Raw genomic sequence first — 12,159 nt, forward strand, 5'->3', positions numbered from 1 at the left:
CGCTACACATTGTTAAAAGCCCTAGCTCAAGAAACTTTACGCGGGGCAATTGCGGCGGGATAATCCCCTTGCCGACCCTTTCAGTGTCGCGTTCGTCCGCCGCCTGGTGGATCTCACCAACCGACACGAGGACCAGCAATGACCATCCGAGCCGCTTCCGCCACCACCGCCGCCGAGGAGGATTTCCAGGCCGTGAGCAGTGCCCTGAACCGGGTGCAGGCCATCATCGAATTCAACCTGGATGGCACGATCATCCACGCGAACGATAATTTCCTCGATACGCTGGGCTATACGCTGGCCGAGGTGGCGGGCCGCCATCATTCGATGTTCTGCGATCCCGGCTACGTCCGCTCCGCCGACTACGAAATGTTCTGGGCCAAGCTGCGCCGCGGCGAATTCGAGCGCGCACAGTACCGCCGCATCGGCAAAGGCGGGCGCGACGTATGGATCGAGGCGTCGTACAACCCGATCCTCGATGACGAAGGCAAACCGTACAAGGTCATCAAGTTCGCCTGCGACATCACGGACCACAAGGTACGCGCCAACGAACACGCCGGCCTCGTCAATGCGATCGCGAAGTCGCAGGCGGTCGTCGAATTCGACATGCACGGCATGCTGCTGGCCGCCAACGACAACTTCCTGGCCGTGATGGGCTACCAGCTCGAGGATGTGAAGGGCGAACATCACCGCGTGTTCTGCGACGACGAGTACGCCGGCAGCCTGGAATACCGCAAGTTCTGGCAAAAGCTCAACCGCGGCGAGTTCGACGCCGGCCGCTACAAGCGCATCGGCGCCGACGGCCGCCCGGTGTGGATCCAGGCGACGTACACCCCCATCTTCGACCTGGACGGCAAGCCGTACAAGGTTGTCAAGTTCGCCGCCGACATCAGCGTGCAGGTCGCGCTGGAGGCGGAGGTCGAGCGCAGGAACGAGGACGACCGCCGCAAGGTGGCGCTGCTGCTCGAACACGTGGAACGCGCCGCGCGAGGCGACCTCACCGGTGTCATCGACATGCCGGGCGGCGAGCCCATCGACCAGCTCGGCGCCGGCGTCGGCAAGATGATCGGCGACCTGCGCGGCGTGATCGGCCACGTGGTCTCGGAAGTGGCGCGCCTGTCGTCGTCTGCCGGCGCGATCGCCGAGCGCTCGAGCATCGTCGCCGGCGGCGCCCAGGCGCTGGGCGCTACGGTGGAGGAAATGAACGCGTCGGTCGACGGCCTGACCGCGTCGATCACCACGATCGCCCGTGGCGCGGAAGAAGCGAACACCCTGGCGCAGGGCACGAAGGAAGCGGCGGAGACGGGCGCCAGGGCGGTGGCGCGGTCGATCGAGGCAATGGCGCTGATCAACCAGTCGTCGGAAGACATCAGCGAGATCGTCAAGGTCATCGGCGAGATCGCCAGCCAGACCAACATGCTGGCGTTCAACGCGGCCATCGAGGCGGCGCGCGCCGGCGAGCACGGCCTGGGCTTCTCGGTCGTGGCCGACGAGGTGCGCAAGCTGGCCGAGCGCTCGTCGCAGGCGACCAAGGAAATCTCGAAGCTGATCACGGAATCGGTCAAGCGCGTGGCACAGGGCAGCGAGATCTCGCGCCAGGCCAGCGACGCGTTCGACCGCATCGTCGCCGGCGTGGAGAATACCTCGCTGGCGATCGGCGACATCTCGGCCTCGGTCACCGAACAGTCCATTACCACGCGCGAAGTGGCGGTGGCGATCGCCCACATCGCCGAGGAATCGGAAAAGTCGGCCGGCTCCTGCGACAGCATCGCGGTGCAGACCGACGACCTGAACCGCACTGCGGCGGACCTGAACCAGACCGTTTCCGGTTTCTCGGTTTAAGCCGGCGCGACGGAGACGATCATGCAGATGCCCGAATTGACGGCGGCCGGCGTGCCGCCGGACCCGGCCGCGCAGGCCGCCGCCGCGGCGATGGAGGCTGCGCGCGCGGCCGCGGCAAAGGCCCTGGCCGGCGCGGCCGGCCTGGAACTGTTCGGCTCCTTCCTGCTGGGCGGCGAGGAATTCGCGCTGCCGGCGCTGGCGATCCGCGAAGTGGTGTCGTACCCGGAACGGGTCACGCGCATGCCGCTGTCGCCACCGTGCCTGGAAGGCATCTTCACGCTGCGCGGCACCGCGATCCCGGTCGTCAACCTGGCGCGCATCTTCGATCCGGCCGCCCCGGGCGCCGATGCCCGGCAGAAGATCGCGATCCTCGATCACGATGACGTGCTGGTCGGCCTTGTGTTCGACGCCACTGGCGAAGTGCTGCGGGTGCGCCCGGAACAGCGCAGCACCGTCAGCTACGGCGCCGGGCGGCCATCGGTCGTCGGCGGCACGATCATGCTGGGGGATGGGGCACGCCTGCTGCAGGTGCTGGTGCCGGAGGCGCTGGTGCGCATCGACAACGTGCCGCAGGTGCGCTCGTTGTCCGCCGCCACGAAGGCCGCCGAGCGCGCACGCTTCCTGCGCTACGCCGAGGCGCGCAAGTGCCTGTGCTTTTCCGCCGGCGGCACGTCGTTCGCGTTCACGATGGCGGCGGTGCAGGAAATCATCCCGGTGCCGGAACTGCGCACGTCGGTGATGACGGGGCCATTGTGCAAGGGCTGGATCAACTTCCGCGGCCGCGCGGTCGGCGTCGTCGACTTCGCCGCGCTGGTGGGGTGCGCGGCCGCCGATGCGGCCGGGGCGGATCGCCGCGTCCTGATCGCCCGCGTCGGCGAGGAGTTGCTCGGTTTCCTGGTCGACTCGGTGGACACGATCATCCCGTACTTCGACGGCGACGTGCTGCCGATCCCCCTGATGGGCACCCGGCGCGGCGCGATGTTCCGCGGCTGCCTGCCGCGCCAGGACGGTCCGGACACGCTGTTCCTCGACCACGCCAACGTGCTCAGCGACGCCGAGCTGGCCGAGGTGTGCGCGGGCCATCGCCGCATCCACCAGGATGAAGCAACGGCCGAAACGGGACGGGGCGCCAACGCCGCCGCCACGCGCAAGCAGGTCTACCTCGCGTTCGCGCTGGGCAGCCCGTGGGCGACGGACATCGCGCAGGTGCGCGAGATCATCCCTTGCGCGGATGGCATGACACGCCCGCCCGGCACGCCCGATTGCGTGCACGGCATGCTGAACCTGCGCCAGCAGATGATCTCGGTCATCGACCTGCGCAAGCTGTACGACATGCCGCCGCTGGACGACCGGAGCGATTGCCGCATCCTCGTGCTGGAGCGGGGCGACGAACGCTACGGCGTGATCGTCGACCGGGTGGACAGCATCGTCAACCTGCCGGCCAGCGCGAGGCGCCCGTCGCCGAGGCTGCTGCGTGCGGGCGGCGGCATCGTCGACATGCGCGCCGATGTCAGCGAAGTGCTGGAACTGGCCGACGGCACCGTGAAGAGCCTGTTCGATCGCGAAGTGTTCTTCGGCAAGCTGGAGGCCGTGCTGGCGGCGTGACCCTGCTGCCTGGCCGGGCTGCCCGGGCGGAGGTCATGCCGCCGTCACAAATCTGGTTTAACGTCGCTGGTTATTCCGATAACCCGACTTTTCCCGGAGCCCCGCCGATGTCCCTGCCAACTTCCCCGTTCCTGTGCCGCCGCACCGGCCTGCGATTCAACATGCTGGTGCTGGCCGTCGCGCTGGCCGGCCCGGCGCTGGCCAATGCCGCGTCGTTCAATATCGCCACCGGCAGCACCACGGCGCAGTCGCTCGGCAACGGGCAGACCGGCACCGTGGCGGCCGGCGCCGCGCTGACCGTGGGCGGGTCCGCCGTGGCGGTGGCCGTCACCGGCGACAATGCCACGCTGAACAACCAGGGCACGATCGCGCAGACCGGCAGCGGCCGCGCGATCCGCGCCAACGCCGCCAGCGGCTTCGTCATCAACAACGGCAGTGCCACGAATGCCGCCGCCCTGATCCGCACCGCGGATGCGGACGTGATCCAGATGAACGTGCCGGCATCGTCCGTCACGCTGAACAACTACGGCTCGCTGGTGTCGCTGAACGGCAGCGGCGGCGGCGCCCAGGCGGTGGACTTCAATGCGGTGACCGGCGCGAACACGGTGAACAATCATGCCGGCGGCCTGTTGCTGGCGAACGAAGCCGACGCGGTGCGGCCGGGCGCGAACGGCGTGGTGTTCAACGCCGGCACGATCCGCTCGGTGACGGCCACCGGCAGCAGCAGCGACGGCATCGACGGCCAGGAAAATTCCGGCCTGCGCGTGACGAACACGGCGACCGGCCTGGTGGACGCCGCCCGCCACGGCATCACATTCGGGCAAAAGAACGCCGCCGCCACGTCGACGCTGGACCTGACGAACCTGGCCGGCGGCGTCATCCGCGGCAACGACGGTTCCGGCATCAACGTCGACGGCTTCAACGGCAAACAGCTCGTGACGATCGCCAACGGCGGCCTCATTGCCGGCAACGGCGTGACGGGCGACGGCGACGGCATCGACATCGACGGCCTGGTCCACCTCACCAATACGGGCGTCGTTCGCTCGGTGAATGCCGTGGAAGCAGGCGGCCTCGCGTTCAGCGAAGGCATCTCGGTCGGCGGCGGTTCGATCGTCAACAGCGGCACGATCGAAGGGCTGGTCGCCGCCGGCAATGGGGGCGCGGTGGGCCGCGGCATCACGCTGGCCGGCAACGACATCGCAACCGGCCCGCTGGCCGGCACGCGCGAGGGCCTGTACGGCAATGCGTCGATCGTCAACGGGGCCGGCGGCGTGATCCGCGGGCAGAGCGATTCGGCCATCGCCGTCACCGGCGCGGCAAGCGGCTTCACGGTTGCCATCGACAACCGGGCCGGCGGCACCATCCGCGGCGGCGGCCTGTCCACCGCGGCGATCGTGACGAATGCCGACAACGCATTCATCACGAACGCCGGCACCATCGACGGCAGCAGCAGCGGCAAGGCGATCCGCTTCGGCAGCGGCAACGATACGCTGGTGGTCCAGGGCGGTGGCGCCGCCGTGCTGGGCAGCATCGACGGCGGCCTGGGAACCAACACGCTGGTGGTCGATGCCGGTGCCGGCAAGGCGTTTTCGTATGCGGGGTCGATCGTCAACTTCGCCGGCGTGGAAGTACGCAGCGGCACACTGGCGCTGGCCGGTGCCGACGTCGTCGCCGCCGGCAGCGCGCTGCTGCTCAGCGGCGGCACGCTGGACCTGACGGCCGCCGCGTCGCAGACCTTCGCCAGCCTGGCGCTGGCCGACGGCTCGTTCATCGTGCTCGGCGATACCGTGCTGACCTTCAACGGGCTGGGCGCGATCGCGGCCGGCGAATCGCTGGCGCTGGCGCATGACGGCGCCGGCTATACGCTGCGCTTCCTCGGCGACTACGCGGGCAATGCCGCATTCCTGCAACTGATGGGCGCGACCACGATCGACAGCCTGGCCGTCACGTACAGCTTCGACGGCACTTACACCAATGTCAGCGCGGTGCCGGAACCGGCCGGCATCGGCATGCTGGTCGGCGGGCTGGGTATTCTGGCCGCCGCGGCCCGGCGGCGCAAGGGTGTTGCAGGGGCGTCCCGTTAATTGAAGGGCCGCTGGTGTCGGACACCCTGCGGGTGTCGGACACCGGGTTCCGGTGCAAACCCCAACGAATATGTTGGCGAAGACCGGTGTCCGACACCGAGAGACCGGTGTCCGACACCAGCGCGCCTAGGAAATATCCACGTCCTGGTTTTCCTCGCCGTACGGATACAGCGTGACGATCCGGCCGTCCCCGTCATAGTGCAGCTCGGCGACCTTTACCGAACGCAGGTGCGTGACGCCTTCGGACAGGCTGCTGTCGTGGTAGAACAGGAACCAGCGGCCATCGACTTCGACGATCGAATGATGGGTGGTCCAGCCGATCACCGGGGTCAGGATCCTGCCCTGGTAGGTGAACGGCCCGTAGGGGTTGTCGGCCGTGGCGTAGCACAGGAAGTGCGTGTCGCCGGTGGAATAGGAGAAGTAATACTTGCCGCGGTACTTGTGCATCCACGGCCCTTCGAAGTAGCGGCGGTCATGGTCGCCCGCCAGCAGTTCGTTGCCGTGCTCGTCGAGGATCACGACGGCCCGCGGCGCCTCGGCGAACGCCTTCATGTCGGCCGACAGGCGGGCGACGCGGGGGGGCAGCGCCGGTTCGTCATCGGCCGGTTCCTCATGGGAGGCGTCGTACGCATTATCGCGGTACTTCTGCAGCTGGCCGCCCCAGATGCCGCCGAAATAGATGTAGTGTTCGCCGCCGTCCTCGAACACGGCCGGGTCGATCGAATAACTGCCTTCGATCGGCGCCGCTTCCGGCGCGAACGGCCCGGTCGGGCTGCCTGACGTCGCCACGCCGATCTGGAAGATGCCGTCGGCCCGCTTGGCGGGGAAGTACAGGTAGTATCGGCCATCCTTGCGGGCCACGTCCGGCGCCCACATCTGGCGCGCCGCCCACGGCACATCCTTCACGTGCAGCGCCACGCCGTGGTCGGTCACTTCGCCGTCCGGACGGTCCATCGAGAACACGTGGTAATCCTCCATCGCGAAGTGGTCGCCGTTGTCGTTGAACGGGATGCCGGCTTCGATGTCGTGCGATGGATAGATGTAGATGCGGCCGTCGAACACGTGGGCCGACGGATCGGCCGTGTACAGGTGCGTGACGAGCGGCTGCGACAGTGCGCGTGCCTTGAGTTCCGCTACCCGTGCCCCGGTGTCCTGCGTATTCTGCTGATCATCCTGCTGATCGTCTTGCTGATTGGCTGCCATGTGATTGCTCTGTTTGTTTGGTTGGATCATTGCTGGGCGGCGCGGCGCAGGCCCAGTTCCTGTTCGATCGTGCGCTCGGTCGACTTCCTGATTTCATAGAAGCCCAGGCTGCCGACGGCGAGCAGGAACGGGATCGCCGCATACAGGCTGACCGACAGGCGGATGCCGTCCGCCACGGCGGGCGCCTGCGTGGCCAGCGTGGCGTCGTAACCGACCACCGACAGCAGCGCCGCCACCATCGCGCCGCCGATCGACAGGCCGGCCTTCAGGCCGAAGATCATCGCGGAAAACAGCAGCGCGGTGGCGCGGCGGTTGTTCTTCCATTCGGAATAGTCGGCCACGTCGGCGATCATCGCCCACAGCAGCGGAATCGTGATGCCGTAGAAGAAGCCGTGCAGCAGCTGCGACAGGAACACGATGCCGATCGACGTGGGCGCGTAGAAGTAGAACGCCAGCATGAACAGCGTGGAAATGAACAGCGCGATGCCGAACACTACACGCTTGCCGAAGCGGTCGGCCAGCGGCCGCGAGAAGCCGATGCCGATGATCATCATCACGATACCGATCGCGTTGAACACGCTGAAGGCGGACGTGGGCGCATCCTCCGGCCACTGGAACGCGGTCAGGCCCACGCCCGCCAGCACGGCGTTCAGGCCGGCGATGAAGCCGTTGAAGCCCACGTCCTGCAGGAAGGCCGCCAGGTGCGGCGCGGACAGGTAGCTGCGGAAGTAATAGATGTACATGCCGCCCTTCAGCGCCAGCGTGACGAACACGAGGATCGTCACCGCCAGCATCACCATCCACGGGCGGTTGCGCAGCAGGTCGGCGATGTCCTGGCCGATGCTGGAGCGTTGCGCCGCGGTGGGCACGATGCGCTCGCGCGTGGTGAAGAAGGTGATCAGGAAGCAGATCGTGCCGGCGATGGCGAAGATGATCATCGTGTTGCGGAAGCCGGCCACCTTGTCGCCGTCGCCCAGGATCAGCACCAGCGGCAGCAGCAGCACCTGGATGATGAACTGCGCCACCATCACGGCCACGAAGCGGTAGGCCGACAGGCTGTTGCGCTCGCTCATGCTGCCGGTCAGCACGCCCGACAACGCGGAATAGGGCAGGTTGTTGGCCGAGTACACCAGCATCAGCAGCACATAGGTCAGCGACGCGTAGATGATCTTGCCGTCCGGACCCAGGTCGGGCGTGCTGAACGCGAGGATCGCGATCAGGCCGAACGGCACCGATGTCCACAGGATCCACGGGCGGAACTTGCCCCAGCGGGTCACGGTCCGGTCGGCGATCAGGCCCATCAACGGGTTGAAGCAGGCACCCACGAGGCCGCCGGCGAAGATGATCGTCGCCGCCGCATTGGGCGACACCTTGAACACGTCGGTATAGAAGAAGGCGATGAAGGTCAGCAGGGTCTGGAAGATCAGGTTCGCCGCCAGGTCGCCCAGGCAGTAGCCGATCTTCTCCGTCACCCCCAGGCGGCTGGTAGCGCCCGGTGCCAGCCCGGGCTGTTGCGTGTTGGTCATGATGTCTCGCTTTATCGTTATGAGGAGCGGTCGCGCCATTTCCCGCGGTTCCCGCAGTTTCGCTCCAGGTGCTTCTGCGTGTTCTAACACCTGCACGATGGCAAATGAATAGCGCAACCATTCAGGTATGTTAGCCGATTTGTCAGGCCGTTTGGAATTTTTCTGGTTGCGCTACCCCTGAAGTGGGGCAGGACGCTCAACAGTTATTCACAAACCTTATCTGTGTCATTGGGGAAATAAAGTGGCGGACGGGTGATGCACGTGGGATGATGCTCCTGTCTCCTCCAACTCTCCCAGAGAATTGGAATTCGCCGGCCCCGAGCCGGCATTTTTTTTGCCCGGATATTCACGGCGCGATGCCGCAAGGTCGTCAGCGCAGCGCCGGATAGGTGAACATCAGGAAGTGCACCGCATTGAGCGCGAAGTGCGTGGCGATCGCCGCCTCGATCCGGCCGGTGCGCTGGTAGGCCAGGCCATAGCCGAAGCCGGCGAACGTGGCGAGCACGATCAGCGCCGCGCCGCCATGCGCGTGGGCCACGCCGAACAGCACAGCCGCCGCGGCCAGCGCGATGCGGGGGCCGTCCTGCCGCTTCGACAGTGCCTCGGTCAGTTGGCCCTGGACCAGCGCGCGGAAGAACGCTTCTTCCGCCAGGCAGGTCGTGAACAGGTTCGTCAGCAGGAACAGCGGCGCGTAGTGGAACCAGCCGGCGAACCACTTCGGGTCGATGGCGATCACGCCGGCCCCATACCCGGCCAGCAGCACGATCACCGGCGTCAGCACGATCACCGGCCATGCCGCGGCGGCGGAGCGCCATGCCGCGCAATTGCGCGCCGGGGCGGCGAACGTCGCGCACAGCACGATGCCGACCGCAGTCTTGTCGAGGTTCAGGTACAGCGACACGGCGGCGGCGCCGGCGCTGACCTGCAGCTTGTCCAGCAGCAGCGGGTTGGCGAACCCCGGTACCACGTGCATTGCGAGCCCCAGCGACAGCAGTACGACCGCCGTCAGCAGCAGGCCTTTCGCCACGCTGTGCGTGGCGCGACGCCAGCCGGCGCAGAGAAGCGCCAGCACCAGCACGGCAAGCACGCCGGCCGGCTGCATCGCGCCGTGCCACACGGCGGTGGCGACGGCGATCGCCAGGCCGGCCGTCCAGGCGGGAACGCGCCCGAGCGGTGGCACCCACAGCGACAATACGGCAAGCAGCCACGTGGCGGCCAGCGGCCAGAAAGAGGGCGGAAGTGAATTCATGGTCGGAACCGATGGTTGAGGGGGCAGCCGGGATGGAAACATTGGCGAACCCGTCATTATAGACAGGCTTGCAAGGGCAGCGGCTGCCGTAGAATGGCGGCTCGATAGCGAGGAACCACACCGATGTTCGAGATCAGCCAGCTCCGCTGCTTTGTCGCCGTGGCGGAGGAATTGCACTTCAGCCGCGCGGCGGAGCGCCTGAACATGACGCAGCCGCCGCTGAGCCGGCAGATCCGCCTGCTCGAGCACCATGTCGGCGTCCAGCTGCTCGAGCGGAGCAGCCGCGTCGTGCGACTCACGGCGGCCGGCCGGGCGTTCTTCCCCGAAGCGGCGCGCATCCTGCGCTTGGCCGAGGAGGCCGCGTTCACCGCGCGCCGCGCGGCCAAGGGCGAGCAGGGCACACTGGCGATCGGATTCACGTCCGCATCCGGCTACAGCCTGCTGCCGGAAGTGGTGCGCCGCCTGCGCGACCGTTCGCCCGGCATCTCGCTGACCTTGAAAGAACTGGTCAGCACGGCGCAGGTGGAAGCCCTGAATTCCGGCCAGCTGGACCTGGGCCTGATGCGGCCGCATCCACTCAATGCGGAACTGCAAAGCACGCTGATCGCCCGCGAAGCGCTGATGCTGGCGATTCCGGCGAACGAGGCCGGCCAGTGGCCGCTGGAACCGGGGCTGGAATGCCTGCACGGCAAGCCGTTCGTCATGTACTCGCCCTACGAGGCGCGGCCCTTCCACCAGATGCTCAGCGAGCGTTTCGAGCGGGCCGGCGTGGTGCCCGATATCGTCGAGCACATCGGCCAGGTGCACACGATGCTGGCGCTGGTGCGCGCTGGCATCGGCGCCGCGCTGATCGCCGAAGGCGCGTCGCGGCTGCAGTTCGACGGCATCGTGACGCGCAGGATGGCGACCGAGCCGGTCGAGATGGTGTGCACCAGCCGCCGCGACAATGACAATCCGGTGCTCGCACTGTTCATGCGCGACGTCCTGCCCACCTTCCGCACCCCTTGACGGCTGCCTGCCGGCACACCTGTCCGTCGCTCACGGCTTGTGCGCCAATCTGCCGGGTTCAGGCCGCAACAATGCGCGTGGCGTATTGATCAGGCTGCTGACCCGTGGGCTAACTCCTTGTTGGGATTACAGAAAGCCCTGTGCGCGACGACGCCTCTTGATCAGCAGTAATTCAATTATTGAATGCATGGCGTCACTTATTGGTTTGTTGCCACCCGAAGGGAAGCATATGATTCCCTGCACGTACAAGACCAGACAGGAGACCCCCATGCAGCACGCACCACCGATCCATGCGGCCACCTCGGCCGCGACCCGCACCCGCACCCGCTGGACCATCCTGGCGATGCTGTTCGCCGTTACCACCATCAACTATGCCGACCGCGCGACAATCTCGATCGCCGGGCCCGCGCTGAAGGCGGACCTCGGCCTGTCTTCCGTGCAGATGGGTTTCGTGTTTTCGGCGTTTGCCTGGTCGTACGTGCTGGCCCAGTTGCCGGGCGGCTGGCTGCTCGACCGGTTCGGTTCCCGCATCACGTATTTCTTCAGCATCTTCCTGTGGTCGCTGTTCACGATGCTGACGGGCGCGATCGGCTTCTTCACCGGTGGCGCCGCGGTGGCGCTGCTGTTCGCGCTGCGGCTGCTGGTCGGTGCGGCCGAGGCGCCCTCGTTCCCCGGCAACAGCCGCATCGCCTCGTCGTGGTTTCCCACGCACGAGCGGGGCCTGGCGGCCGCCGTGTTCAACTCGGCGCAATATTTCGCCACCGTGCTGTTCGCGCCGATCATGGGCTGGCTGGTGCACACCTATGACTGGCACAGCGTGTTCTACGTGATGGGCGGCCTCGGCATCCTGATCGCGTTCGTGTGGCTGAAAGTGATCCACGGCCCGCGCCAGCACCCGTCCATCAACGCGGCGGAACTGCAGTACATCAAGGAAGGCGGCGCGCTCGTCGACCTGGAAAGCACCCGGCACGGCACGGAACCGAGCAAGGTCGACGTGTTCGCCTGCATCAAGGAACTGCTGTCGAACCGCATGCTGCTGGGCGTGTACGTGGCGCAGTACTGCATCACCACGCTGACGTATTTCTTCCTGACCTGGTTCCCCGTGTACCTGGTGCAGGAGCGCGGCATGACGATCCTGAAGGCGGGCTTCGTGGCCTCGCTGCCGGCCATCGCCGGTTTCCTCGGCGGCATCGCCGGCGGCTGGCTGTCGGATCGCCTCAGCAAGGCCGGCTATTCGCTGTCCATCTCGCGCAAGGTGCCGATCGTGATCGGCATGCTGCTGTCGATGAGCATGATCGGCTGTAACTACATCGAGACCGACATGCTGGTGGTGGCGATGATGTCGCTGGCCTTCTTCGGCAAGGGCGTCGGCGCGCTGGGCTGGGCCGTCGTGTCGGACACGTCGCCGAAGGAAGCGGGCGGCCTGTCCGGCGCGCTGTTCAACACCTTCGGCAATACCGCCGGCATCACCACGCCGATCGTCATCGGCTACATCGTGCAGAACACCGGTTCGTTCGCCGGCGCGCTGGTCTATGTCGGCGCCAACGCCGCGGTGGCCGTGTTCTGCTACCTGTTCATCGTGGGCGACATCAAGCGTGTCGTGCTGACGAAGTCCCTGGTCAAATAAATACAATCAATGGAAAAC

8 protein-coding genes are annotated in these 12,159 nt (G+C 66.7%); 5 read left to right on the plus strand and 3 right to left on the minus strand.

Features of this window, described 5'->3' with window-relative positions; all coding sequences use genetic code 11:
* Positions 1-138 precede the first annotated feature (138 nt).
* From GJV26_RS26635 to GJV26_RS26645, 3 genes are all read left to right on the plus strand, one after another.
* On the plus strand, positions 139-1,839 hold the full coding sequence (locus GJV26_RS26635; protein WP_155711630.1) for a methyl-accepting chemotaxis protein: 1,701 nt from the start codon (positions 139-141) through the stop codon (positions 1,837-1,839).
* Between the two features lie 21 nt (positions 1,840-1,860).
* A complete protein-coding gene (locus tag GJV26_RS26640; RefSeq protein WP_229419462.1) occupies positions 1,861-3,444 on the plus strand; it encodes a chemotaxis protein CheW in 1,584 nt (527 codons plus the stop codon).
* Positions 3,445-3,551: 107 nt separating this feature from the next.
* Positions 3,552-5,528 (plus strand): beta strand repeat-containing protein, encoded by a 1,977-nt coding sequence (locus tag GJV26_RS26645; RefSeq protein ID WP_229419463.1) that lies wholly within the window; start codon positions 3,552-3,554, stop codon positions 5,526-5,528.
* 126 nt (positions 5,529-5,654) lie between these two features.
* On the opposite strand, the gene GJV26_RS26650 is transcribed toward GJV26_RS26645, so the two are convergent.
* From GJV26_RS26650 to GJV26_RS26660, 3 genes are all read right to left on the minus strand, one after another.
* The gene (locus tag GJV26_RS26650; protein WP_155711631.1) at positions 5,655-6,731 is read right to left on the minus strand and encodes a glycoside hydrolase family 43 protein; all 1,077 of its coding nucleotides are present in this window, start codon (positions 6,729-6,731) and stop codon (positions 5,655-5,657) included.
* Positions 6,732-6,757: 26 nt separating this feature from the next.
* Complete coding sequence (locus GJV26_RS26655) at positions 6,758-8,257, minus strand: MFS transporter (RefSeq protein WP_155711632.1); 1,500 nt, start codon at positions 8,255-8,257, stop codon at positions 6,758-6,760.
* A 370-nt stretch (positions 8,258-8,627) separates the two neighbouring features.
* Complete coding sequence (locus GJV26_RS26660; protein WP_173346284.1) at positions 8,628-9,506, minus strand: CPBP family intramembrane glutamic endopeptidase; 879 nt, start codon at positions 9,504-9,506, stop codon at positions 8,628-8,630.
* A 123-nt stretch (positions 9,507-9,629) separates the two neighbouring features.
* Between GJV26_RS26660 and GJV26_RS26665 the strand changes: the two genes are divergently transcribed.
* Positions 9,630-10,514, plus strand: coding sequence for a LysR substrate-binding domain-containing protein (locus GJV26_RS26665; RefSeq protein WP_155711634.1), 885 nt, complete (start codon positions 9,630-9,632; stop codon positions 10,512-10,514).
* Between the two features lie 268 nt (positions 10,515-10,782).
* Positions 10,783-12,141, plus strand: coding sequence for an MFS transporter (locus GJV26_RS26670; RefSeq protein ID WP_155711635.1), 1,359 nt, complete (start codon positions 10,783-10,785; stop codon positions 12,139-12,141).
* The last annotated feature ends 18 nt before the right edge of the window (positions 12,142-12,159 follow it).

The organism is Pseudoduganella dura, assembly GCF_009727155.1.
Taxonomy (GTDB): Bacteria; Pseudomonadota; Gammaproteobacteria; order Burkholderiales; family Burkholderiaceae_D; genus Rugamonas; species Rugamonas dura.

Excerpts from the sequence above, each read along its gene's own strand:
- GJV26_RS26670 (WP_155711635.1), top strand. The coding sequence starts at position 10,783 with ATGCAGCACGCACCACCGATCCATGCGGCCACCTCGGCCGCGACCCGC.
- GJV26_RS26635 (WP_155711630.1), top strand. The coding sequence starts at position 139 with ATGACCATCCGAGCCGCTTCCGCCACCACCGCCGCCGAGGAGGATTTC.
- GJV26_RS26645 (WP_229419463.1), top strand. The coding sequence starts at position 3,552 with ATGTCCCTGCCAACTTCCCCGTTCCTGTGCCGCCGCACCGGCCTGCGA.
- GJV26_RS26640 (WP_229419462.1), top strand. The coding sequence starts at position 1,861 with ATGCAGATGCCCGAATTGACGGCGGCCGGCGTGCCGCCGGACCCGGCC.
- GJV26_RS26650 (WP_155711631.1), bottom strand. The coding sequence starts at position 6,731 with ATGGCAGCCAATCAGCAAGACGATCAGCAGGATGATCAGCAGAATACG.
- GJV26_RS26665 (WP_155711634.1), top strand. The coding sequence starts at position 9,630 with ATGTTCGAGATCAGCCAGCTCCGCTGCTTTGTCGCCGTGGCGGAGGAA.
- GJV26_RS26660 (WP_173346284.1), bottom strand. The coding sequence starts at position 9,506 with ATGAATTCACTTCCGCCCTCTTTCTGGCCGCTGGCCGCCACGTGGCTG.
- GJV26_RS26655 (WP_155711632.1), bottom strand. The coding sequence starts at position 8,257 with ATGACCAACACGCAACAGCCCGGGCTGGCACCGGGCGCTACCAGCCGC.